Source organism: Sphingopyxis sp. HIX (genome assembly GCF_001468285.1).
GTDB lineage: Bacteria > Pseudomonadota > Alphaproteobacteria > Sphingomonadales > Sphingomonadaceae > Sphingopyxis.
In genome coordinates, this window is record NZ_LNSB01000048.1 from 19,418 (window position 1) to 40,973 (window position 21,556).

Annotated in this window: 24 protein-coding genes; 7 read left to right on the forward strand and 17 right to left on the reverse strand. The window is 65.8% G+C overall.

Features of this window, described 5'->3' with window-relative positions; genetic code table 11:
• Positions 1 to 2: 2 nt before the first annotated feature.
• From tolR to ATE62_RS19190, 11 genes are all read right to left on the reverse strand, one after another.
• Positions 3 to 527, reverse strand: a complete 525-nt coding sequence (gene tolR / locus ATE62_RS19145) for a protein TolR (RefSeq protein WP_058809170.1) — start codon at positions 525 to 527, stop codon at positions 3 to 5.
• A complete protein-coding gene (tolQ, locus tag ATE62_RS19150; RefSeq protein ID WP_058809171.1) occupies positions 527 to 1,225 on the reverse strand; it encodes a protein TolQ in 699 nt (232 codons plus the stop codon). Before tolQ ends, tolR begins: the two co-directional genes overlap by 1 nt.
• Positions 1,219 to 1,698 (reverse strand): YbgC/FadM family acyl-CoA thioesterase, encoded by a 480-nt coding sequence (locus ATE62_RS19155; protein ID WP_058809172.1) that lies wholly within the window; start codon positions 1,696 to 1,698, stop codon positions 1,219 to 1,221. The genes tolQ and ATE62_RS19155 overlap by 7 nt, the downstream gene beginning before the upstream one ends.
• Before the next feature lie 101 nt (positions 1,699 to 1,799).
• Positions 1,800 to 2,828: a Holliday junction branch migration DNA helicase RuvB gene (gene ruvB / locus ATE62_RS19160; protein WP_058809173.1), complete on the reverse strand. Its 1,029-nt coding sequence runs from the start codon at positions 2,826 to 2,828 to the stop codon at positions 1,800 to 1,802.
• Positions 2,821 to 3,222, reverse strand: coding sequence for a GFA family protein (locus ATE62_RS19165; protein ID WP_058809174.1), 402 nt, complete (start codon positions 3,220 to 3,222; stop codon positions 2,821 to 2,823). Before ATE62_RS19165 ends, ruvB begins: the two co-directional genes overlap by 8 nt.
• Before the next feature lie 455 nt (positions 3,223 to 3,677).
• Complete coding sequence (locus ATE62_RS23425; protein WP_156420607.1) at positions 3,678 to 4,055, reverse strand: hypothetical protein; 378 nt, start codon at positions 4,053 to 4,055, stop codon at positions 3,678 to 3,680.
• Between the two features lie 13 nt (positions 4,056 to 4,068).
• On the reverse strand, positions 4,069 to 4,668 hold the full coding sequence (gene ruvA / locus ATE62_RS19170; protein ID WP_058809175.1) for a Holliday junction branch migration protein RuvA: 600 nt from the start codon (positions 4,666 to 4,668) through the stop codon (positions 4,069 to 4,071).
• A 302-nt stretch (positions 4,669 to 4,970) separates the two neighbouring features.
• The gene (gene ruvC / locus ATE62_RS19175) at positions 4,971 to 5,444 is read right to left on the reverse strand and encodes a crossover junction endodeoxyribonuclease RuvC (protein WP_058809176.1); all 474 of its coding nucleotides are present in this window, start codon (positions 5,442 to 5,444) and stop codon (positions 4,971 to 4,973) included.
• Between the two features lie 112 nt (positions 5,445 to 5,556).
• Positions 5,557 to 6,303 (reverse strand): YebC/PmpR family DNA-binding transcriptional regulator, encoded by a 747-nt coding sequence (locus tag ATE62_RS19180; RefSeq protein WP_058809177.1) that lies wholly within the window; start codon positions 6,301 to 6,303, stop codon positions 5,557 to 5,559.
• 60 nt (positions 6,304 to 6,363) lie between these two features.
• Entirely contained in the window at positions 6,364 to 6,795 is a 432-nt protein-coding gene (locus ATE62_RS19185) for a hypothetical protein (RefSeq protein ID WP_058809178.1), read from the reverse strand.
• Positions 6,785 to 7,102 carry a YbjQ family protein gene (locus ATE62_RS19190; protein ID WP_058809179.1) on the reverse strand — a complete coding sequence of 106 codons (318 nt, stop codon included), beginning with the start codon at positions 7,100 to 7,102 and terminating at the stop codon, positions 6,785 to 6,787. Before ATE62_RS19190 ends, ATE62_RS19185 begins: the two co-directional genes overlap by 11 nt.
• A gap of 66 nt (positions 7,103 to 7,168) precedes the next feature.
• On the opposite strand from ATE62_RS19190, the gene ATE62_RS19195 reads away from it, so the two are divergent.
• Complete coding sequence (locus tag ATE62_RS19195) at positions 7,169 to 7,816, forward strand: hypothetical protein (protein WP_058809180.1); 648 nt, start codon at positions 7,169 to 7,171, stop codon at positions 7,814 to 7,816.
• Here ATE62_RS19195 and ATE62_RS19200 read toward each other — a convergent pair.
• From ATE62_RS19200 to ATE62_RS19210, 3 genes are all read right to left on the reverse strand, one after another.
• Positions 7,813 to 8,055 (reverse strand): DUF2312 domain-containing protein, encoded by a 243-nt coding sequence (locus ATE62_RS19200; protein WP_058809181.1) that lies wholly within the window; start codon positions 8,053 to 8,055, stop codon positions 7,813 to 7,815. The genes ATE62_RS19195 and ATE62_RS19200 overlap by 4 nt on opposite strands.
• 101 nt (positions 8,056 to 8,156) lie before the next feature.
• Positions 8,157 to 9,479, reverse strand: coding sequence for a metal-dependent hydrolase family protein (locus ATE62_RS19205; RefSeq protein ID WP_058809182.1), 1,323 nt, complete (start codon positions 9,477 to 9,479; stop codon positions 8,157 to 8,159).
• Positions 9,480 to 9,554: 75 nt separating this feature from the next.
• Positions 9,555 to 9,896 carry a DUF1244 domain-containing protein gene (locus ATE62_RS19210; RefSeq protein ID WP_058809183.1) on the reverse strand — a complete coding sequence of 114 codons (342 nt, stop codon included), beginning with the start codon at positions 9,894 to 9,896 and terminating at the stop codon, positions 9,555 to 9,557.
• Between the two features lie 115 nt (positions 9,897 to 10,011).
• Between ATE62_RS19210 and pyk the strand changes: the two genes are divergently transcribed.
• The 6 genes from pyk to ATE62_RS19240 all read left to right on the forward strand — a co-directional run bounded on the left by pyk (position 10,012) and on the right by ATE62_RS19240 (position 18,880).
• Entirely contained in the window at positions 10,012 to 11,469 is a 1,458-nt protein-coding gene (gene pyk, locus ATE62_RS19215; RefSeq protein ID WP_058809184.1) for a pyruvate kinase, read from the forward strand.
• A 185-nt stretch (positions 11,470 to 11,654) separates the two neighbouring features.
• Positions 11,655 to 12,428, forward strand: a complete 774-nt coding sequence (locus ATE62_RS19220) for an arginyltransferase (protein ID WP_058809185.1) — start codon at positions 11,655 to 11,657, stop codon at positions 12,426 to 12,428.
• A 247-nt stretch (positions 12,429 to 12,675) separates the two neighbouring features.
• A complete protein-coding gene (locus ATE62_RS19225; RefSeq protein ID WP_058809186.1) occupies positions 12,676 to 15,138 on the forward strand; it encodes a cyclic nucleotide-binding domain-containing protein in 2,463 nt (820 codons plus the stop codon).
• Entirely contained in the window at positions 15,138 to 16,034 is an 897-nt protein-coding gene (locus ATE62_RS19230; protein ID WP_058809187.1) for a hypothetical protein, read from the forward strand. Before ATE62_RS19225 ends, ATE62_RS19230 begins: the two co-directional genes overlap by 1 nt.
• 19 nt (positions 16,035 to 16,053) lie before the next feature.
• Positions 16,054 to 17,988, forward strand: a complete 1,935-nt coding sequence (locus ATE62_RS19235; protein WP_058809188.1) for a cytochrome c3 family protein — start codon at positions 16,054 to 16,056, stop codon at positions 17,986 to 17,988.
• A gap of 43 nt (positions 17,989 to 18,031) precedes the next feature.
• Entirely contained in the window at positions 18,032 to 18,880 is an 849-nt protein-coding gene (locus tag ATE62_RS19240) for a metallophosphoesterase (protein ID WP_058809189.1), read from the forward strand.
• Here ATE62_RS19240 and ATE62_RS19245 read toward each other — a convergent pair.
• From ATE62_RS19245 to ATE62_RS19255, 3 genes are read right to left on the reverse strand one after another with little or no spacing between them, the layout of a single operon-like run.
• The gene (locus tag ATE62_RS19245) at positions 18,877 to 19,920 is read right to left on the reverse strand and encodes a winged helix-turn-helix domain-containing protein (protein WP_082662904.1); all 1,044 of its coding nucleotides are present in this window, start codon (positions 19,918 to 19,920) and stop codon (positions 18,877 to 18,879) included. The two genes, ATE62_RS19240 and ATE62_RS19245, sit on opposite strands and share 4 nt — an antisense overlap.
• A gap of 10 nt (positions 19,921 to 19,930) precedes the next feature.
• On the reverse strand, positions 19,931 to 20,875 hold the full coding sequence (locus ATE62_RS19250; protein WP_058809190.1) for a D-2-hydroxyacid dehydrogenase: 945 nt from the start codon (positions 20,873 to 20,875) through the stop codon (positions 19,931 to 19,933).
• A 21-nt stretch (positions 20,876 to 20,896) separates the two neighbouring features.
• Positions 20,897 to 21,256: a hypothetical protein gene (locus ATE62_RS19255; RefSeq protein WP_058809191.1), complete on the reverse strand. Its 360-nt coding sequence runs from the start codon at positions 21,254 to 21,256 to the stop codon at positions 20,897 to 20,899.
• Positions 21,257 to 21,556 lie beyond the last annotated feature (300 nt).

A 21,556-nucleotide genomic window follows, 5' to 3' on the forward strand; every position in this document is an offset into this window, starting at 1 on the left:
GCCTATGGCGCCGTGCCTGAACCGTCGGTGACCGCGGGGGTTGGGGCTTCGGCGCCGCCGTCGGCTCCGCTTTCGGATCCCGTGGTGACCAATGCGATGCGCGTCAGCCCGGCGCGGTTGAGTTCGCCCATCACGCGCATCACGCGGCCATAGTCGAGCCCCTTGTCGGCGCGCAGCATGATCTGCTGCGGGCGTTCGCCTTCCTTTTGCGCCGCGGCGATCGCGTCGAGCCGCGCGGGCAGTTCGGCTTCGGGCACGACCTCCTCGCCAATATAAATGGTGTCGTCGCCGTTGATCGACAGCTGCACCGGCTCCTGCTCCTCGGTCTCGACCGGCTTTGCCCTGCTCTCGGGCAGGTCGACGGGAACGGCCGAGGCGAGCAGGGGCGCGGTGATCATGAAGATGATCAGCAGCACCAGCATGACGTCGACGAGCGGGGTGACGTTGATCTCCGACATCGGCGCACGGCGCCCGCCGCGCCCACGCCGCCGGCCGCCGGTGCCGCCCGAGGGACCCGACATCGCCATCAGGCTTCGAGCTCGAGCTCGCGACTGAAGGTCGCGTGCAGCCCGTCGGCGAAGCGGCCGAGGCGCGATTCGAGGCGGTTCAGCCGCTGCGAGAAGCTGTTGTAGGCGATCACCGCGGGGATCGCGGCGAAGAGCCCGATGGCGGTCGCGAACAAGGCCTCGGCGATGCCCGGCGCGACGACGTCGAGGCTGCTCTTGTTCTGCGCCGCGATCTCGGTGAAGGCGCGCATGATGCCCCAGACGGTGCCGAACAGTCCCACGAAAGGCGCGACCGATCCGATCGTCGCGAGCGTGCCGATCTTCTCGGCCAGCCGGTCGACCTCGCCCGCCAGCGCGGCGTTCATCGCGATGCCCAGCCGCTCGCGCGTGCCGTCGCGGTCGATCGCCTTGCCCTTGGTCGAGCGGCGCCATTCGCTGATCCCCGCGGCGAGCACCTTGGCGCTCGGCAGTTCCTCGGCGCTGTTCTTGTCATAGAATTTGTCGATATTGTCGGCGCGCCAGAAATCGCGCTCGAAGCGCTCCGAATCGCGCATCAGCTTGCCGACGCCGCGGCCATGGGTGGCGATCACCGTCCAGACATAGATGGACGCGAGCAGCAGCCCGATCATCACGCCCTTGACGACCCAGTCGGCCTGGAGGAACAGCGCGATCGGCGACAGCGTCGCCGCGTCGGCGGCCAGCGAGATATTGTCTAGCAAGGGATATTCTCTCCATTCATGACGGCGGTGAAGCGCTGGACCCAGTCGAGGGGCTGGCGGCGGGGACGGCCTTCGGGGGACAGGAAGGCCGCGGTGACCCGGCCCTCGGTAAGCGTTTCGGAGCTGAACGCATCCTGACCGCGAAGGATGCGCTGCGCGATGATCACGCTGGCGCCGCGCACCGCCTCGACGGTGCTGACGACGAGCAGGTCGTCGTCGAGCTTCGCGGGGCTCCTGTATTTGATGCTGAGGTCGGTGACCGCCCAGGCGCCTTCGCCGGCCTCCATTGCGCTCCGCTGGTCGATGCCCGCCAGGCGCAGCATGTCCGAGCGTGCGCGCTCCATATAGCGCAGGTAATTGGCGTGGTAGACGATGCCCGACAGGTCGGTATCCTCGAAATAGACGCGCGCCCGATAATGATGCGCGGCCCCGACAAAGGCGCCGGGGACGAAGGGGGGCGGGGCGTCGCTCATCGGGTTAACCGATAGCGATGCTTCGACTCGTCGCAAACCCCTGATCAACGGTTCGTCGCACGACAGCGCCGGTTGGTGGAATGAAAGGCGCAGATTTCCGCCTATTTTCCTTGGTCGAAAAGTCCGTCCTGCGATCCCGCGGGGGGATTGAGCCCCAGATGCTTCCACGCGCTGGGGTTGAGCGTGCGCCCGCGCGCGGTGCGCGCGATGAGGCCGATCTGGAGCAGATAGGGCTCGATGACGTCCTCGATCGTGTCGCGCGGCTCGCTGAGTCCCGCCGCCATCGTCTCGACCCCGACGGGGCCGCCGCGGTAGATGTCGGCGATCATGGTGAGGTAGCGCCGGTCCATCGCATCGAGCCCGAGTGCATCGACCTCGAGCCGGTTGAGCGCGGCGTCGGCCGCCTTGGCATCGACGATGGTATGCCCCGCGACCGTCGCGAAGTCGCGCACGCGGCGGAGCAGCCGGCCGGCGATGCGCGGGGTGCCGCGCGCGCGCCGCGCGATCTCGAGCGCCCCGTCGGGGGCGATCGCGAGCCCGAGCAGCCGCGCGGCGCGGCTGATCACCTGCTCGAGCTCGCCGTGGGTATAGAAATTGAGCCGCACCGGGATGCCGAAGCGGTCGCGCAGCGGCGTCGTCAGCAGCCCCTGCCGCGTCGTCGCGCCGACGAGGGTGAATTTGGGAAGGTCGATGCGCACGCTGCGCGCCGACGGCCCCTCGCCGATCATGATGTCGAGCGCGCGGTCCTCCATCGCGGGATAGAGGATCTCCTCGACCGCGGGCGACAGCCGGTGGATCTCGTCGATGAAGAGGACGTCGCCATCCTCGAGGTTGGTGAGCAGTGCGGCGAGATCGCCCGCCTTGGCGATCACCGGGCCACTGGTCGAACGGAAGCCGACGCCCAGCTCGCGCGCGACGATCTGCGCGAGCGTCGTCTTGCCCAGCCCCGGCGGTCCGAAAAAGAGCACATGGTCGAGCGCATCGCCGCGCGCCTTCGCGGCCTCGACGAAGATGCGCAGATTCTCGCGCGCCGCCGCCTGCCCGACGAATTCGGTGAGCGACTTCGGCCGCAGCGCGGCGTCGGCGTCCTCGGGGGTGCGGTGCGGGGTGGTGAGGGCCGGCTCAGTCATAATGGTCTATTGCCTCGCCGGTGATCGAAACCCAAGGCTCCTTGCGTTCCTCATAGACCGAATATTCGGGGACGAAGCCGTGGCCGGGCTCGAAATTGCCGATCGGCACGGCATAGGCGTCGTGATAGGGCCGCGCGCGGTACCAGACGTGCGAACCGCAGGTGGGGCAGAAGAAGAAGTCGGCGGTGTTGCCGCTCTCGCCGGTGTACTGCCACATCTTCGCCTCGCCCTCGGTGCGAACCTGCTCTTCGGGGAACCGCGTCTGCGCCGCAAAGGCGCTGCCGCTCCGCGCCTTGCACTCGCGGCAGTGGCACACCGACACGCGGATCGGCTCGCCCGAGCAGGCGATGCGGAGCTGGCCGCAGCGACACGAGGCGTGGCGGGTGGTGGTCATTCTGATGCTGCCTCAGTCGTAGCCCGGGAGCCGGGTTCGAAACCTGTATTCAGTGGGCAACCGCGTTTGCTGATGCGGATTCGCCTTACTGCTCGCTGACATTATTCTGTATTTCATCCCATAGCTTCTTCCGACCGGCCGAAGTCATTCTTGCGAGAGCGGCGAACGCGAATGCTAAGAGAAATGTTATTGGCCCAACATAATAGTAGGCGACCTCTCCAGCGGGCGTCAGCTTATCGTAGAAAACAGAGTTAGTGTAAATTCCAATGCCGGAACTAAATAAGAAAGAAGATATGGAGACAAATATCGTAGATTGAGAATTCATTGTAGTCAAGTTCTGAAGCTCGCTATCATTTATTGCGAACAATTTCATATTTCTACTTGTGTAAACAGGAGTAACGCTAGCTCCTGAATTGTTTGATGTTGCTATCACTTGATTGTTGGGGAGCTTGTTGCTATCCATTGATGTTTTCTCCCTCAAGTATCGTAAAATTTACAATCCTTTTTCCATTTTTGCCACTTCCAACTTCAAGTGATGAAATGTGAAGATATACTTTTTTATTATTCCTATTGGCTACATATAGTTTCACAGAATTGGTTACTGTCTCAGATCCGGAAACATTTATCATTTCAACCATGTGAACATTCCCATCTCCAGGATAGTTTTTTACTGAGGAATCTTTTCCTGGAACCTCTTTGAAGTATATCCTCAATTCGTACGCGCCATCAAACGTACCGAATGGCTTCATGGATATGTGGTCATTGATCTCTGTGACTAAACTCCCACTCAGAAGAACTTTCGATCCTGAGACATATATTTCGGAGTTTTCCATATTATTCCCCATTTTATCTGTTGATATTTTTCAGAGATTCTCTGATAACGGCATCAAGGCTCGCGCCCGCGCCCAGTTCCTCGCTCGCCGCCGCGACCGCGGCGCTTGCTTCGCCGGGTTTGAAGCCGAGGCCGGTGAGCGCGGTGACGGCGTCGCCGAGGGGGCCGGATGTGGCTCCCCGGGTAGGATTCGAACCTATGGCCCCGGCGAACACACCCGCCTTGTCTTTAAGCTCATGCGTGATCCGCTGCGCCAGTTTCGGCCCGACGCCGTTGGCGCGCGCGATCATCGCGCTGTCGCCGCTCGCGAGCGCGCGTTGCAGGTCGCCGATCTCCAGTGCCGAGAGGATCGCGAGCGCGACCTTCGCGCCGACGCCCTGGACGCTGGTGAGCAGGCGGAACCAGTCGCGTTCCTCGGCGCGCGCGAAGCCGAGCAGGCGCAGGAAATCCTCGCCCACGAGCATTTCGGTGTGGATGGTGACCTCGCCGCCGACCGCGCCGAGCGCATCGAGGGTGCGCGCCGACGCCTCGACCAGATAGCCGACGCCGCCGACGTCGATCACCGCATGGCCTGCGCCGCTGCTGTCGAGCCGTCCGGTGAGTTTCGCGATCATGTCGCCGTGCTAGCGTGATGGGAATGAAAAGGGAACAGGGAAGGAAAAAGGGTCTCACGCAAAGGCGCAAAGGCACAAAGAAGGAAGAGAAGAATATTCTCACACAAAGACACGAAGAGGGCGATTTTGCGCACCGGCGAAGCGTTCTCAGCCTGAGCTTCGCCTTTTAAGGCCGGACGAAGTCCGGCAGGATCTCAAGCGACCGTTGGCGAAGACGCGACGCCGCTGCCACAGCCAACATCTTTGTGTCTTTGTGTGAAATTTATCTTCTTTGCGCCTTTGCGCCTTTGCGTGAGATTTTTTTAAACGCGCGGCCGATGGTTTGCATGGCAAATCGCGACTGCCAGCGCATCCGCCGCGTCGGGGCCCGTGACCTTCGCGCCGGGGAGCAGGATGCGCAGCATCGCCTGCACTTGCTCCTTCGCCGCACCGCCAGTGCCGACGATCGCCTTCTTGACGAGGCGCGGGGCATATTCGGCGACGCGCAGCCCGCCGCGCGCGCAGGCGAGCAATGCGACGCCGCGCGCGTGCGCGAGCTTCAGCGTCGATTGCGGATTGTCGTTGACGAAGACCTCCTCGACCGCGGCGTGGGTCGGGGCGTGGTCAGCGAGCACCGCGGCGAGCACGGTGTCGAGATGGGCGAGCCGCTCGGGCAAGGGTGCCTTGGCGTCGGTCTTGATCTGGCCGTTGGCGACATGGCTGATCCGGCTGCCCTCGACGCGGATCACGCCCCAGCCGGTGCAGCTGAGCGACGGGTCGAGGCCGAGGATGATCATGGCTGAAAGCCCCTCCCCTTCAGGGGAGGGGTTGGGGTGGGGGCTGTCGAGGTAGCGCGAGGCCGCTGGCCCCCACCCCCGACCCCTCCCCTGAAGGGGAGGGGAGACATACTCACCCAAGCTTTTCCATCACCGCGTCGGGGATCTCGTAATTGCCCCACACGGTCTGGACGTCGTCGTCGTCGTCGAGCGTGTCGATCAGCTTGAACAAAGTCTGCGCGACGCTTTCGTCGGCGACTTCGCTCTTCAGCGTCGGGCGCCACGCGAGCTTGACGCCCTCGGCCTCGCCCAGCTTGGCTTCGAGCGCTTTCGCGACTTCGTGCAGGCTGTCGACGCTGGTCCAGATGTCGTGGCCGTCGTCGGTCGATTCGACGTCGTCGGCGCCCGCGTCGAGCGCGGCTTCGAACACCGTGTCGGCGTCGCCGGCACCCACGCCATAGTTGATCAGGCCGAGGCGGTCGAAGCCGTGGCTGACGCTGCCCGAGGTGCCAAGGTTGCCGCCATTCTTGCTGAATGCGGTGCGCACATTGGTGGCGGTGCGGTTGCGGTTGTCGGTCAGCGCCTCGACGATCAGCGACACGCCGCCGGGGCCATAGCCTTCGTAGCGGATTTCCTCGTAATTATCGCCGTCATTGCCCGCCGCCTTGTCGATCGCGCGCTGGATATTGTCCTTGGGCATCGACTGCGCCTTGGCGGCGTTGACCGCGGCGCGCAGGCGGGCATTGGCGTCGGGATCGGGCAGGCCCATCTTCGCCGCGACGGTGATTTCGCGGCTCAGCTTCGAAAAGAGGCTGCTGCGCTTTTTGTCCTGCGCACCCTTGCGGTGCATGATGTTCTTGAACTTGCTATGGCCGGCCATGGGTCTTCCGAAAATGCTGTGGGAAACTGTGCGCCCCCTTAGGTCAGAGCGCCGCCGGGTTCAATCGCCGTCGCGAAAGGCGAACCATGATCCCCGTTCGGCGAGCATCGGCCGCAGCCGCTCCGACGGCGGCGCGAAGGGTCGTCCCCGCCCATAGCCCGCCTCGCGCAGGAAAAAGGGGCCGACCAGCGGCAGCACGCATTCGAGCAGTTCGGAATAGCGCCCCGGATAATGGTCGTCGACGTTGCGATGCGCCTGCGCGAAGCTGATCCAGTGGCGCTCCAACGCCTTGTCGAAGCCAATGCCGAATTCGAAGAAGGCGCGCGCGCTGACCGGCCAGGCATCGGCGTGCGGACGGCCCGGTGCAGGCTGCACCGCGACGGTGAACTCATATTCGGGCCATTGATACAGCTGGATCAGCAGCCCGTTGGCGTCGTCGACCAGATGGCGCCCCTCTTCGCGAAAGGCGAAGGGCGGCGCGTCAGACGACAACCGCGGTCCCGCTGGCCGACACCATCAGCATCGAGCCGTTCTGGCCGAGCACCTCATAATCGAGGTCGACGCCGATCACCGCATTGCCGCCGAGGCGCGCGGCTTCGGCTTCCATCTCGCCGATCGCTTCCTTGCGCGCGCGGGCGAGGACGTCCTCATATTTGCCCGAGCGACCGCCGACGATGTCGGTGATGCTGGCGAACAGGTCGCGGAACAAATTGGCGCCGACGATCACCTCGCCGGTGACGATGCCCAGATATTCGCGGACCGGATGGCCCTCGAGCGTGTTGGTGGTGGTGCTGAACATGTTGGATTTCCTCAAATGGCAGAATGGGGCATTGATCGCTGATGTGTTGGGGAGGATGGGCAGGTAATGACAGACGATACAAAGGAACTTTGGGCCGGGTTTCTAGGGTCTCTGATGTTCGATGTACAGGATGCCCTCAAGCGCCAACAAATGGAAGATGAACCGACGAATCGGCGTTCTCTCATTCGAGCGCTGATTGCAGCGGTAGAGGGCTTGGCTTGGATATATCGAGAACATGTCGTCGATATAGCCAACACTATTGACGCACTCACCGATACCGAGAGAGCGGCACTCGCCGACACCGCGGCGACGGTTGACGACACGGGGAGGATATCGACGCAGAAGCGCTATCTATCGACGACCGCCATGATCAGATTGACGACGCGTATCGCGAAGAAATTCGCGCCGGACTGTGCACCCGATTTTGGCGGAACTGGATGGGCAAATCTGAAGGCAACCATCGCGTTGCGGAATCGGATTGCTCACCCGAAGCAGCAAGAGGATTTGGAGATTTCAGACGACGACGTCGCGCGCGCGATATTGGCATTCGATTGGTTCATTGATGTGGTCATCGCCGTAATGGCGCAATCCAACGATGCGTTCCGCGACCATGTTCGCGAGGTTGGCGAGATCGCCGACCTACTCAAGGCCGGCGATCACAAGATGCTTGAACTCTACCGGCAGGCAAGCGGCGACCCGCTCCGGGAGGCTTAGTCGATACCCAACGCGGCTTTATAGGTTTCCAGGATCGCTTCCATTTCCATGCGGTCGTTCCGGGACATTTTACGAAGCCTGACGATCTGGCGCATGATCTTCGTGTCGTAACCCTGCGACTTCGCTTCGTTATAGGTGTCGCGAATATCGTCGCCGACGCCCTTTTTCTCCTCTTCCATCCGCTCGATGCGCTCGATGAAAAGGCGCAATTGATCGTCGGTGGTGGTGGCTTCGCTCATGTTAGGCTCCGATGATGGGAAAGACAGGACGCGAGAATCGCGGCTGGCGCGTCCCTAATAGGCCCGAGGATTTTTGGCCATGCTTTCTTCCGTCCGTACGCTCACTCGGGCGGAAAGGGCTGGCGCTTGCCGTCCGCTTTGTGGACGACGCCGCGCCGCATTACGAAATCGACCTTTTCCAAGCGGGTCACGTCGGCGAGCGGGTCGCCGCCGACGGCAATGATGTCCGCCTCGCGCCCAGGCAGGATCGCCCCGATCGGGCGGCCCAGTTCGGCGGCACTGTCGAGCGTCGCCGCCTTGATCGCCTGCGCCGGCGTCATCCCGGCCTTGACCATCAGCGCGAACTCCCTGGCGTTGTCGCCGTGCGGCGCGACGCCCGAATCGGTGCCGAACAGCACGCGGACATTGCCCTTGATCGCGCGCGCCATGCTCGCCGCATGGGCGGCTGCCGCCTCTTCGGCCTTCGCCAGCTGCGGGCCGGGCGCGTCGCCGCGGCGTGCCTGGTCGAGCGCGGCGATCGGCGCCACCGCGGTGGGCACGAGCGCCGCGTTCGAGGCCTTGAACAGCTTGACGGTCTCGTCGTCGATGAAGCTGCCATGCTCGATCGAATCGACCCCGGCGCGCAGCGCGGCATCGATGCCTTCCTTGCCATGGGCATGCGCGGTCACCTTGCGGCCGAAGCTGTGCGCGGTGTCGATGACCGATTTCATTTCGGCGTCGGACATCTGCTTGCCGAGCCCGCCCGCGACATTCGAGCGCACCCCGCCGGTCGCGGCGAATTTGATGACCTCGGCGCCGAGCGATATCTGCGCGCGGACGGCGCCGGCGCAGCTGTCGGGACCGTCGCAGATATTGGTCCGCTCCGCCGCGACCGCATGGGTCAGCGTCCGGTTCAGCCCGTTGACGCCGCCATGGCCGCCGGTCACCGAGATCATCGTGCCGGCGGGAATCACGGTCGGACCGACGATCACGCCGCTGTTGATCGCATCGCGCAGCGTGCCGGTGGTCCGCCCGTCGCCGCCGAGGTCGCGCACCGTCGTAAAGCCGGCTTCCAGCGTCTTGCGCGCATTGCCCTGCGCGATGACGAATATATCCTCGACGTCGCGGCCCGACCCTTCGAGCCGGCTGCGCAGCAGATTGTCGTCGACCGACAAATGGACGTGCATGTCGATCAGCCCGGGCAGGACAAAGGAGTCCTTCAGGTCGATGGTCTTCGCGTCGCTTTCGGGGGTGGCATAGCCATCGCGCACCTCGGCGATCTTGCCGTCGCGGATGACGATCGTCGAAGGGCCGCGGGGCTCGCGCCCGGGCTGGTCGAGCAGGCGCCCGGCATGGATATAGGTTGTGCCCGGCGCCTCAGCCGCCAGCGGCGTGCCCGCCATCAGCCCCGTTCCCAGCGCGGCGGCGACCCAGATCATGCGCATTTTCGATTCTCCCCTTTGCCGGCACCGGCGCGGCCTGTCCGGCGGTCATGTCCGCAAAGCCGGACGGGAGCAAGGTCAGCGATGCGGGTTCTTCGCCATGCTTTCTTCCATCCGCGCGAGCTGTTCGGGGGTCGCGGGTTGCTGATGCTGCGCTTTCCACTGGTCGTAGGGCATGCCGTAGACGATCGCGCGGCCGTCGACCCAGTCCATCGCGTGCGGGGTCTCCTCGCTCGCCTCCGCGATCCAGTCGCCGAGGCAGTTGCGGCAGAAACCCGCGAGCCCCATCAGGTCGATGTTCGCGGCGTCGGTCCGGTGGCGGAGCAGGCGGACGAGGCGGCGGAAAGCCGCGGCGGCGACGGCGTCGTCGAGCGCGTCGAGGCTGTCGGTTCCGGGCGTGGCATCTTCGCTGCAGGACATGGCGGCTTTCCTTCGCATCAGGGGATGAATAGCTATACGCGGCTTGCCTTGGCCCGGCCAACGCGCCTAGGCAAGCGGCCGAGCAACAACCCCCATTTTTCAGCGGAGCGCCTTCGTGGTCCAGAGCTTCACCCCCCGCCAGCGCAAGGTGCGCATCCTCGCGACATTGGGTCCCGCGAGCGCGAACCCCGAGATGATCGCCGCGCTGCACCGCGCGGGCGCCGACGCCTTTCGCGTCAATATGAGCCACGGCGACCATGCGGGGCACGCCAAGGTGATCGCGGCGATCCGCGCGCTGGAGAAGGATACCGGGCGGCCGACGACGATCCTCGTCGACCTGCAGGGGCCGAAACTCCGCGTCGGTACCTTCGCGAACGGGCCCGCCGAACTCGTGAAGGGCAAGGCGTTCGTCCTCGACGCCGACAAGGCGGCGGGGGACGCGACGCGCGTGCATTTGCCGCACCCCGAATTGTTCGCCGCGCTCGAACCCGATACGCGGCTGCTGATCGACGACGGCAAGCTGGTGCTGCGCGTCAAGAGCGTGTCGCCGACGCGGATCGAGACGGTGGTCGAGGTCGGCGGGAAGATTTCGGACCGCAAGGGGGTCAATGTTCCCGACGTCGTGGTGCCGCTCGCGGCGCTGACCGAGAAGGACCGCAAGGATCTGACCTTCGCGCTCGAACAGGGGGTCGACTGGATCGCTTTGTCCTTCGTCCAGCGCCCCGAGGACGTCGCCGAGGCGCGGCGGCTGATCGGCGGCAAGGCCGCGCTGCTCGTGAAGTTCGAGAAGCCGTCGGGCGTCCAGCGGATCGAGGAAATCCTCGAACTCGCCGACGCTGCGATGGTCGCGCGCGGCGACCTGGGGGTCGAATTGCCGCCCGAGGCGGTGCCGCCGCTGCAGAAGCGTATCGTCGCGACCGCGCGGCGGATGGGCAAACCGGTGGTCGTCGCGACGCAGATGCTCGAATCGATGATCGTCTCGCCTTCGCCGACGCGTGCCGAGGTCAGCGACGTCGCGACCGCGGTCTACGACGGCGCCGACGCGATCATGCTGTCGGCCGAGACCGCCGCGGGCGCATGGCCGGTGGAAGCCGTCACCATGATGGATTCGATCGCGCGCTCGGTCGAGGGCGACCCCGATTATTTCCGCCGGCTGCATTTTACCGAAACGACGCCGGACGCGACGACCGCCGACGCGCTCTCCGAAGCCGCGGGCGACATTACCCGGACGATCGCCGCCGACGCGATCATCTGCTTCACCTTCTCCGGATCGACCGCGCGCCGCGTCGCGCGCGAGCGCGCGGGCGCACCGCTGCTGGTGCTGACGCCGAAGAAGGAAGCGGCGCGGCGCATGGGCCTCCTGTGGGGGGCGCATGCCGTGCCGACCAAGGATATCGGCAGCTTCGAGGAGATGATCGCCAAGGGCAAGCGCATGGCGCTGCGCCACGGCATCGGCAAGGCGGGGTCGAAGCTCGTCATGATGGCCGGCGTTCCCTTCGGCACCCCGGGGTCGACCAACGTGCTCCACGTCGCGACGCTGACCGGTGACGAATTGCGCGGTTATGGTGGATGATTGATTCAGTCCGGCACAGGTCGGGCGGGCCGCATTAATTTTTTTGCGGCCGATGGCCGCGGTCGCGGCTTATATTGGTAAATCCTCTTTGCACCATCGGCGCGGCGCGGCATAACCGGCGCAGTCAACGCGTCGGGGGGCCTTTGCGTCGGGGTCCGCTGCGCCGCTTCGGAGATTTGCCCCGCGTGTCCGCACCCTTCCGATTCCCGCGCTTCTTCGTCACCAGCCCGGCGCCCTGCCCCTATCTGGCGGGCAAGACCGAACGCAAGGTGTTCACCGAACTCAGCGGTCATAACGCCGGCGAACTCAACGATGCGCTAGGGCGCATCGGTTTCCGCCGCAGCCAGTCGGTCGCCTATCGCCCGAGCTGCGCCGACTGCGCCGCCTGCGTTTCGGTGCGCGTGTGCACCGGCGAATTCGCGCCGAACAATTCGCAGAAGCGCAACGTCCGCCGCAACGGCGACATCGTCGCGACGGCATGCAAGCCCTGGGCGACCGAGGAGCAATATGCGCTGCTTCGTTCCTATCTCGGCTCGCGCCATCCCAACGGCGGCATGGCCGACATGGACGAGCAGGATTTCGCCGACATGGTCGAACAGACCCCGGTCGATAGCTATCTGATCGAATATCGCGAGCCGACGATCGACGGCGAACGCGGCCGGCTGATCGGTTGCTGCCTGACCGACCGGCAGAGCGACGGATTGTCGATGATCTACAGCTTCTTCGACGCCGCCCACCCGATGCGCGAGGGGCTGGGCACCTATATCATCCTCGACCATGTCCAGCGCGCCGCCAAGGCTGGGCTCGCCTATGTCTATCTCGGCTACTGGATCGAGGGATCGGCGCGCATGGCGTACAAGGCGCGTTTTCGCCCGCTCGAAAAGCTCGGCCCCGACGGCTGGTCGCGCTTCGAACCCGTCATGCCCGCGGCGATCGCGCGCCAGTTCGAACTCGCCTGAGGCCGCGGCTTTCGCGGCCTGTTTTCCGGTAGTTGCGAACCGCTCGCAACAGCGGTTTTCCGCCGGTCACCGGTTGACCTCTCCCCGCTTTCAAGGGCATAGCCTGTCGTCCAGGACATAAGTCCGGGTCGCATCCGTTTTGTACTCGCCGGGGGGCTGGCGATAGGGGGACAGGGATGCCCGTACGCAGGTTCGTCAGCATCACGGCAGCGATGGCTGGCCGCGTCTTGCGGCGGAGCCGCCGCGCATGAGCGACAAGGTCCCGTCGCAGCCGCTTCCCGCGGAAACGGTCAAGATCGCGATCATCGGATCGGGCCCCGCGGGTCTCAGCGCGGCGTCGCGCGCTGGGCAGCTCGGCATGAGCCATGTCCTGATCGAAAAGACCGACCACCTCTCCGACACCATCTACAAATATCAGAAGGGCAAGCGCGTGCTCGCGACGCCCGACCGGCTCGACCTCCGCTCCGACTGCCGCTTCGCCGAAGGTGCGCGCGAATATATCCTCGGCAACTGGGACGACGACGCCAACGCCAACAAGGTCTATGTCGTCAAGGAAGCCGAAGTCACCGAAGTGACGGGGCAGCAGGGCGCGTTCGAGATCAAGACCGCCAAGGGCGTGGTCAAGGCCGAAAATATCGTGCTGGCGATCGGGACGCAGGGCAACCCGAACCGGATGCGCTGCCCCGGCAACGACCTGCCGCACATCATCTATACCGTCGACGATCCCGAGGATTTCAAGGACAAGCATATCACCGTCGTCGGCTCGGGCGACGCGGGGATCGAGAACGCACTTGGCGTCGCCGAGGAGGCGCTCGAGAACACCGTCACCATCCTCAACCGCTCGAAGGATTTCGCGCGCGCCAAGGCCAAGAATGTCTCCGACATGATGGAGGCGGGCGAGAACGGCTTCATGTCGATCCGCACCGAGACCCAGCCCAAGATGGTCGAACCCGGCTGGCTGACGCTCGAGACCCCGACCGGCGACGAGAAGATCGAGTGCGACGTCATCGTCGCGCGTCTCGGCTCGGTCGCGCCGCGCGGCTTCGTCGAATCGATGGGGATCGAGTTCACGGGGCCCGACCGCGAGGCCTTTCCGAAGCTGTCGCCGACCTTCGAATCGACCGTGCCCGGCATCTTCGTGATCGGCGCGCTCGCGGGTTATCCGCTGATCAAGCATTGCATGAACCAGGGCTATGACGTCGTCGAGTTCATCAACGGCAACAAGGACCTGACCCCGGCCGACGAAAAGGATCTGGCGGCGATCTTCGAAAAGCTGCCGCAGAAGAAATCGGTCAGCGAGTGGCTGGAATATCTGCGCACGCGCATCCGCATCTTCGCCGACGTCTCGCCGCTGCAGATGCGCGAGTTCATGCTCGATTCGAAGGTCGCCTATTATCCCAAGGGCGAAGTGGTGTTCGAGGCCGATGAGCCCGGATCGTCGCTGTTCGCGATCGCCGACGGCCATGCGGTGGTCGAGATCGGCGGCGGCATGACCGTGCCGATCGAACAGGGCTCGATCTTCGGCGAGGTCGGCCTGATCTCGGGCCGCAAGCGCGGCGCGACGATCCGCGCGGGCGAGGACAGCATCTTCGTCGAGGTGTCGCGCACCGCGGCGCTCAAGCTGATGGCGGCGGTACCGGGCGCGAAGCGCGTGATCAACCGCATCTCGCTCGAACGCCAGCTGCTCCAGATATTCAGGGGCGGGCTGACGGTCGAGGATCTCGAGCCGATCGTCGAGGATCCCGCGATCGAGCGCTTCCCCGCGGGCAAAGTCGTCGTTGCCGAGGGCGACGAGGGCGACGACGTCTATGTCGTGCGCTCGGGGTCGATGGTCGTCGAAAAGGATATCGGCGGCAAGGCGATCTTCCTCCGCTATCTGCCCGCGGGCAGCTATTTCGGCGAAATGGCGGTGCTGTCGGGCGCGCCGCGCAACGCCACGGTGAAAGCCGCGGTCGCGAGCGAAGTGATCAAGCTGAAGGGCCAGCAGTTCAAGGAAATGCTCGCGCGGCGGCCGCAGGTGCGCGAGGCGACCGAGGCCGCCGTCGCGGAGCGCGCGGCGATGAACAGCTTCATCGAATCGCGCAAGGCGAGCTATTCGAGCGCGGTCGACATGTATTCGGACACGGCCAGCTTCATCATGAAGGAAGGGCTGGGCGAGGCGACCGACGCGCTCCTGATCGACGAGAATCTTTGCGTCGGCTGCGACAATTGCGAAAAGGCCTGCGCCGACAGCCACGAAGGCCTGTCGCGGCTCGACCGCGAGGCGGGCAGGACCTTCGCGCATCTCCACGTGCCCACCAGCTGTCGCCACTGCGAGCATCCGCATTGCATGGCCGACTGCCCGCCCAACGTCATCCACCGCGGTCCCGACGGCGAGGTGTTCATGGAGCCCGGCTGCATCGGCTGCGGCAACTGCATGCGCAACTGCCCCTATGGCGTGATCCGCATGGAGGCGGCGCCGCCGCAGAAGCCGAGCCTGCTGCGCTGGCTGCTCACCGGCTTCGGCCCCGGCCCCGGCGAGCCCTCGCCCAAATGGACCAAGAAAAAACTGGGCGAGGAGAAGCCCAAGAAGATCGCGGTCAAATGCGACATGTGCAAGGGTATCGCCGGCGGCCCCGCCTGCGTGCGCGCCTGCCCGACCGGCGCTGCGATCCGCGTCTCGCCCGAGGAATTCCTGTCGATCGCCCGGCTCGAAGAGGACGCCGGCTGATGGCGAGTATCTTTTCGAACCTGTTTGGCGCGCGCCGCCGCAGCAAGGCGACGCAGACCGAGCGCGTGCGCGAACGGCGGCACGAGGGTTTCCTGCGCTACGCCAATTTCCGCTGGGCGAAGATTTCGGGCGGGCTCTGCCTGCTGATCATCGTGAGTTACGCGCTCGTCGACGTGACGCCGCGCCACAATGGCGGCAGCTGGTTCGGCTATACGCTCGGCACGCTCGGCGCCGGGCTGATCCTGTGGCTCACCGCCTTGGGCTATCGCAAGCGCAAGATGACCAGCGACTATTGGTCCTTGAAGGCCTGGACCTCGGCGCATGTCTATCTCGGGCTCAGCCTGATGGTCATCGGGACCTGGCATACCGGGTTCCAGCTCGGCTGGAACGTCCACACGCTCGCCTGGGCGCTGATGATGCTGGTCATATTGTCGGGGCTGTACGGCATCGTCGTCTATGCGACGCTGCCACAGGCGCTGTCGAACAACCGCGACGAGATGACGCAGATGCAGATGCTCGAGGCAATCCGCGCCTTCGACCGCCAGCTGCACAGCGCCGCGCAGCCGCTGACCCCCCAGGATACGGCGCCGGTGCTGAAAGCGCTCGACGAAGACCCGTTCGCGGGCGGCATCGGCGCGCGCCTGTCGGGGCGCTATCGCAATTGCGCGACCGCCGCGGCGCTGCACGCGCTGGCCGGGCCTGGAACCAGCGACCCCGAAGCGCGCGAAAAGGTCGTCGGACTCCTGAAACAGAAGCAGGCGGCGCTCGGGCGATTGCGCCAGCATCTGCGCATCCGCGCGTTGCTCGAAATCTGGCTTTACGTGCATGTGCCGCTGACCTTCGCGCTGATCGCGGCGCTGTCGGCGCACATCATCAGCGTTTTCTTCTACTGGTAAGGCGAGGGGAGGGGGGACCATGAGCTTCATCCTGCGCCGTATCTCGACGACGAAGACGGGCAAGCAGATCGTGCGCGACTTGGCCCTGCCCGGCGACGCGATCACGCTGGGCCGCGAGGGCAGCAACACGATCCATATCGCCGACCTGGCGGTGAACCCGCATCATGCGACGATCACCAGCGCCGACGGACGCCATGTCCGCGTGCAGGCGAGCGAGGGGCTGGGTTTCGACATCAACGGCCGCACCGTCGATGCCGCCGACATCGACAGCGCCGCGGGCGCCGAGCTGCGTTTCGGCGGGCACCGGCTGACCATCGCGCGCGAGGACGAGAAGATCATCCTGCTCGTCGAGCGCATCGACGAGCTGTCGCAATCGTCGAAGGATGTCGACGAGGCCAAGGCCTTCTCGCTGCAGGGGGTGATGCTCGGCAAGCGCGTGGGCGCGTGGAGCTTCGCGATCCTGATGCTGCTCGCCTTCCTCGTCGGGCCGATCTGGGCCTGGGCGAGCTACAAGAATGTCGACGAACGGCCCGATGGCTATCACGCCGACACCGCCTGGCTGTCGGGGCCGCTGTCGAGCGCGCACGCCAGCCTCAAGAACGACTGCCAGTCGTGCCACGTCGAACCCTTCGTGGCGGTAACCGACAAGGCGTGCGTCGGCTGCCACACTGGCGAGCATAAGACCATGAGTACGGCGCACGCCAATGCCTCGACCGCGATGCTGATCGCCGCGCGCCAGCCGCCGGGCATGGGCGACAAGATCCTCGCGGGCTTTGCGAGCGCGTTCAACAAGCCGCAGGGGCGCTGCGTCGAATGCCATACCGAGCATGAGGGCGCGGGGCCGATGCCCGCGACGCCGCAGAAATTCTGCGCCGACTGCCACGACGGCATGCAGGGGCGGCTGAAGGCGGCGGGGCATCCGACCCAGCTCGCCGACGCCTCCGACTTCGGCACCGGGCACCCCGAATTCCGCCCGCTCGTCCGCGCGGCGCCGGGTGCGAAACCCGCGCGCACGCTGATGACCAAGGGGCTGGTCGATTACAACGGCCTCAAATTCCCGCACGACATGCACCTGCAGGCGACCGGCGGCGTCGCGCGCATGGCGGCGAGTTTCCGCGGCCGCTACGACTTCGGCAAGCAGCTCGAATGCGAGAACTGCCATCGCCCCGACGCCGACGGCGTGCGGATCAAGCCGGTCGAGATGGAGCGCGACTGCGCGATGTGCCACAGCCTGGCCTTCGAGACCGTCGGCGGCGTCACGCGCACCCTGCGCCACGGCGAGCCCGGGCAGGTCGTCGCCGACCTGATGGCCTATTACCGCTCGACCCCGCCCACGCGGCCGCTGCAACTCGGCGGCATGGCACGGCGCCGCCCCGGCGCCTATGCCGAGGGTCAAGTCTACAGCATCTATTTCAACGAGGTCGCCACGCGCCCCAGCCGCGCCGAGGATGCGGTGCGCGCGGTCTTCTCGAAGGGCGGCGCCTGCTACGACTGCCACACGATCTTCGCCCCCGCCGCGGGCAACAACTGGCGCGTCGCGGCGGTGAACCAGACGCCGCGCTTCCTGGAGAAGGGCTGGTTCGACCATGAGGCGCACCGCGAGACCGACTGCGCCGATTGCCACACCATGGCCGAAGGGTCGAAGGCCTCGACCGATTTCCTCGTGCCCGGCCTGACGCAATGTCGCGACTGTCATGTCGGCGAGAGCGGGGCGCGGCTGGTCAAGGTCGAGACCGCGACCGAATCGCCCTGCGCGATGTGTCACGAATATCACAACGACGGCGGCAAACCGTGGATGCCGCCGACGCAGCGCAAGAAAAAGACCGCGTTCATCACAAAACAACCCGCGCGCGATACTTATGCTGTGAGCCAGATCACAGGGCATGCGACGCGGAATCTTTATAATGTGACTTGGCGCACTCCCGCGCTACAAGCCACTCATAGGGGCGGATGACAACAGGGCGGTCGCGACCGGGCGGCCCGAGCAGGGGACCGATATGCTGATCGCCCAGATCACCGATATCCATATCGGGTTCGATCCGGACAATCCGGCGGAATATAACCGCAAGCGGCTCGACGAGGTCATCGATGTGCTCATCGACGGCCCCAACCGGCCCGACCTGCTGCTCGCGACCGGCGACATCACCGACCGCGGCGATCCCGACAGCTATCGCCGGCTGGCCAACGCCTTTTCGCGCTGTCCCTTTCCGGTGTGGCCCAGCGTCGGCAACCACGACCTGCGCGACAATTTCAGCGCGCAATTCCCGGGCTTCGACGACGGCAACGGCTTTATCCAATACACGATCGAGCTGCCCGAGCTGCGGCTGGTGACGGTCGACACGCTCGAGGAAGGGCGCCACGGCGGCGCCTTTTGCGAGGCGCGCGCGGCGTGGCTCGACGCCGAGCTGGCGAAGGACCCCGTCAAGCCGACCTATATCGTGATGCACCACCCGCCGGTCGAAAGCGGGATCGAGTGGATGAACACCGACCCCGACGAGCCCTGGGTCGGGGTCTTCACCGAGGTGGTGCGGCGCCACCCGCAGGTGCGCGGACTGATCTGCGGCCACCTCCACCGCAGCGTGACCGTCGCGTGGGAGGGGCGCACCGTCGCCATCTGCTCGTCGACCGCGCCGCAAGTGTCGCTCGACCTCCGCCCGATCGACGAGGACAAGCCCGACGACCGGCCGATGATCGTCGCCGAGGATCCGGCCTATGCGCTTCACCGCTGGAACGGGCGCGAACTGGTGAGCTTCTACGACCATGCCGGGGCGCACACGATGCTCGCCAAATATGACGAGCGGCTGCAGCCGCTGGTGCGCGAGCTGAAGGCCGAGCGGCCGGCTTAATCGAGCGCGAGGCGCTGCCGCGCGAAGACGAGCGCGGCGACGAGGCAGCCTGCGAAGAGCGCCCCTTCGAGTGCCGCGGTGGCGATCTGGCTGACGGGGCCGATGCCGTTTTCGCCGAACAGTCCGCCGATCGGGGCGAGATGCGGTCGTGCGGCCGGGAAGGCTTCAGCGAGGAGCGCGAGGCTGCCGCCGAGCAGGCGTCCTCCAGTGAGGGCGATGATCAGGCCGCCGAGCGCGCCGGTCAGCGCCGGCAAGCCGATGCTGCGGCGGAGCGAGAGCGCAGGCGCGCGGCCGGCGAGCCAGGCGCCGATGCCGACCGCGGCGCCGAGCAGCGCGCCCTCGGGCGCGCCGGTGATGTCGCCGGGCGAGCGGCCGAACAGCATCGCGAAGGCGTCGAGCCCGACGAGCTTGACCAGCGCGCCGACGATGAGGCCGCCGAGGGCCCCGCCCGCGACCGTCCACGCGCCGCGGTGCGACGGCGCGAAACCCGCGGCGGCGATGCCGAAGGCGACCCCCGCGCCGCCGATCAGCGCGAGTGCGACGGTCATCGCGATGAGCACCAGCAGGATCGACAGCCTGCCGCCTGTCGCCTGCGACGCGCCCGCGAAGCCATAGAGCATCCCGCCGAACAGCCCCGCGACGCCCCCGCCAAGCGTGCCCGCGCCGCCGAGCAGCAGCCACTGGCGGAGGCCGAAAGCGGCGGCGGGCGGCGCGGCAGTTGGGGCGGTCGCGGCGTCGCTTTCGACCGGCGCGACGAAGCGATAGCCGTGCTTGGGCACGGTCTCGATGAAGCGCGGATGCGCGGCGTCGTCGCCGAGCTGCTTGCGCAGCGTGCGGATGCACTGGGTCAGCGCCTCGTCGGTCACGGGCACGCCGCGCCACACCTCTTCGAGGAAGCGCTCCTTCGACACCAGCTTGCCCGCCTCGCGTACCAGCAGCGCGAGCGCGTCGAAATAGCGCGCATTGAGTTCCACCGCGGCCCCATCGCAGAGCAACCGTCGATCGGCGGGGTCGAGGCTGAAGCGGTCGAAGCGCAGCATCGCGGGGCGATCAATAACCGAGCGTCAGGTCCACCTGCGGTGCAACCGGTTCGCCCTTCTGCCAGCGGTCGAGATTCTCGAGGAACCGTGTCGCGGCGCGGATGAACATCTTGTCCTGCGCGCGGCCCGACAGGTGCATCGTGATATGCGCGTTGTCGAGCGTCCACAGTACATCGTCGGCGGGCAAGGGTTCGGGACTGGTGACGTCGAGGAAGGCCGAGGCGATCTGCTTGCTATCGAGCGCCGCGACGAGCGCCGCCTGGTCGACCACGCTGCCCCGCGCGATATTGACCAAGGTCGCGGTCGGCTTCATCGCCGCGAGCTCGGCCGCGCCGATCATGCCGTCGGTCTCGGGCGTCGCGGGCACCGCGAGGATCACCCAGTCATAGTCGCCGAGCCGCTCGCGCCACTGGTCGGGGCCGAGCGTGTTCGGGCCGGCCGAGCGCCGTACGACCGTCACATCGACGGCAAACGCCTGCAGCCGCTCCTCGACCAGCTTGCCGATCGCGCCATAGCCGAGCAGCAGCGCCTTCGATCCATAGAGCTCGACCTTGCCCGGCGAATCGAGCAGCCATTCGCGCCGCTCTTGCGCGCGCACGACTTCGCGATAGCCCTTGGCGACGGTGAGCATGCCCATCACGACATATTCGGCGATGGTGATCGCGTTGATCCCGACGCCGTTGGTGAGCACCGCGCCGCGTGTCCGCAGCAGATCGAGCGGGATGCCGTCGACCCCGGCATAGATCGAGTTCAGCCATTTGATGTTCGTGGCGGCGGTGATCGCGGCGGCCATGTCGCGCTTGTCGTACATGTCGAACCAGCCGATCTCGGCCGCGGGCGCGAGCTCCATTGCCTCTTCCTTCGACTGGAAGAAGCGCGGCTCGACCCAACCCGGCAGGCGGTTTTCGACGAGCGGGCGGATGAGGCCCGAAAGGACGGTGACGGTCTTGGACATGGACAGGCGGTACCCCGTGTTTCAGGCGGGAGCGAAAGCCCGCCACGCCACTATCGCCAAAAAGGGCAGCCCGGCAAGATCGGCGAGCGCGATCGTGCGCAGCGCGGGCGGCGATCCGGCCTGCCAGTAGAGCGCGAGGAAGCTGAGCATGCTGATCGCCGCGGCGACGCTCGCGAGGCGGCGCACGCCGGGATCGAACGCCGCCCAGACGCAGATGGCGAGCACGACGAGGAACAGCGCGGCGCGATGGTGGAGCAGCAGGAAAGCGGGGCTTTGCGCATCGACGGCGTAAAGTTTGGTCAGCATCGCAGGGCGGAAGAAAGCGAGCGCGGGCATCAGGTGGATGAGCGCGATGATGAGCCAGGCGACGCGGTCGAGCATGGCGGGGAGGGTAGCACTTACAGGGGTGTAAGCAAGAGGGTGGGTGGCGTTGGGTTTGGGGTGGGCTGTCTTTGCCCCATTTCCAAAGTTCAGGAAAGTTCAGCCCTGTGAGCTTCCCGACCGGACCCCAACCGCCGCCCTTGTCGAGTGAGCGAAAGAGCCAGAATCGATGCTTGCATAGCCGGATAATGTAGGAAAGCCTTTTTTGAAGACGGCGGTGGCTTTGGGGTGGGGAGCGGACATATTAATCCTCCCTGCGGCGAAGCCGTGGGGAGGGGGACCACCCGCAGGGTGGTGGAG

What these genes read in the sequence shown, in the direction of transcription:
- tolR (WP_058809170.1), bottom strand. Translation starts at nt 527, where the DNA reads ATGGCGATGTCGGGTCCCTCGGGCGGCACCGGCGGCCGGCGGCGTGGG.
- ATE62_RS19155 (WP_058809172.1), bottom strand. Translation starts at nt 1,698, where the DNA reads ATGAGCGACGCCCCGCCCCCCTTCGTCCCCGGCGCCTTTGTCGGGGCC.
- ruvB (WP_058809173.1), bottom strand. Translation starts at nt 2,828, where the DNA reads ATGACTGAGCCGGCCCTCACCACCCCGCACCGCACCCCCGAGGACGCC.
- ATE62_RS19165 (WP_058809174.1), bottom strand. Translation starts at nt 3,222, where the DNA reads ATGACCACCACCCGCCACGCCTCGTGTCGCTGCGGCCAGCTCCGCATC.
- ATE62_RS23425 (WP_156420607.1), bottom strand. Translation starts at nt 4,055, where the DNA reads ATGGAAAACTCCGAAATATATGTCTCAGGATCGAAAGTTCTTCTGAGT.
- ruvA (WP_058809175.1), bottom strand. Translation starts at nt 4,668, where the DNA reads ATGATCGCGAAACTCACCGGACGGCTCGACAGCAGCGGCGCAGGCCAT.
- ruvC (WP_058809176.1), bottom strand. Translation starts at nt 5,444, where the DNA reads ATGATCATCCTCGGCCTCGACCCGTCGCTCAGCTGCACCGGCTGGGGC.
- ATE62_RS19180 (WP_058809177.1), bottom strand. Translation starts at nt 6,303, where the DNA reads ATGGCCGGCCATAGCAAGTTCAAGAACATCATGCACCGCAAGGGTGCG.
- ATE62_RS19190 (WP_058809179.1), bottom strand. Translation starts at nt 7,102, where the DNA reads ATGTTCAGCACCACCACCAACACGCTCGAGGGCCATCCGGTCCGCGAA.
- ATE62_RS19195 (WP_058809180.1), top strand. Translation starts at nt 7,169, where the DNA reads ATGACAGACGATACAAAGGAACTTTGGGCCGGGTTTCTAGGGTCTCTG.
- ATE62_RS19200 (WP_058809181.1), bottom strand. Translation starts at nt 8,055, where the DNA reads ATGAGCGAAGCCACCACCACCGACGATCAATTGCGCCTTTTCATCGAG.
- ATE62_RS19205 (WP_058809182.1), bottom strand. Translation starts at nt 9,479, where the DNA reads ATGCGCATGATCTGGGTCGCCGCCGCGCTGGGAACGGGGCTGATGGCG.
- ATE62_RS19210 (WP_058809183.1), bottom strand. Translation starts at nt 9,896, where the DNA reads ATGTCCTGCAGCGAAGATGCCACGCCCGGAACCGACAGCCTCGACGCG.
- ATE62_RS19225 (WP_058809186.1), top strand. Translation starts at nt 12,676, where the DNA reads ATGAGCGACAAGGTCCCGTCGCAGCCGCTTCCCGCGGAAACGGTCAAG.
- ATE62_RS19230 (WP_058809187.1), top strand. Translation starts at nt 15,138, where the DNA reads ATGGCGAGTATCTTTTCGAACCTGTTTGGCGCGCGCCGCCGCAGCAAG.
- ATE62_RS19235 (WP_058809188.1), top strand. Translation starts at nt 16,054, where the DNA reads ATGAGCTTCATCCTGCGCCGTATCTCGACGACGAAGACGGGCAAGCAG.
- ATE62_RS19240 (WP_058809189.1), top strand. Translation starts at nt 18,032, where the DNA reads ATGCTGATCGCCCAGATCACCGATATCCATATCGGGTTCGATCCGGAC.
- ATE62_RS19245 (WP_082662904.1), bottom strand. Translation starts at nt 19,920, where the DNA reads ATGCTGCGCTTCGACCGCTTCAGCCTCGACCCCGCCGATCGACGGTTG.
- ATE62_RS19250 (WP_058809190.1), bottom strand. Translation starts at nt 20,875, where the DNA reads ATGTCCAAGACCGTCACCGTCCTTTCGGGCCTCATCCGCCCGCTCGTC.
- ATE62_RS19255 (WP_058809191.1), bottom strand. Translation starts at nt 21,256, where the DNA reads ATGCTCGACCGCGTCGCCTGGCTCATCATCGCGCTCATCCACCTGATG.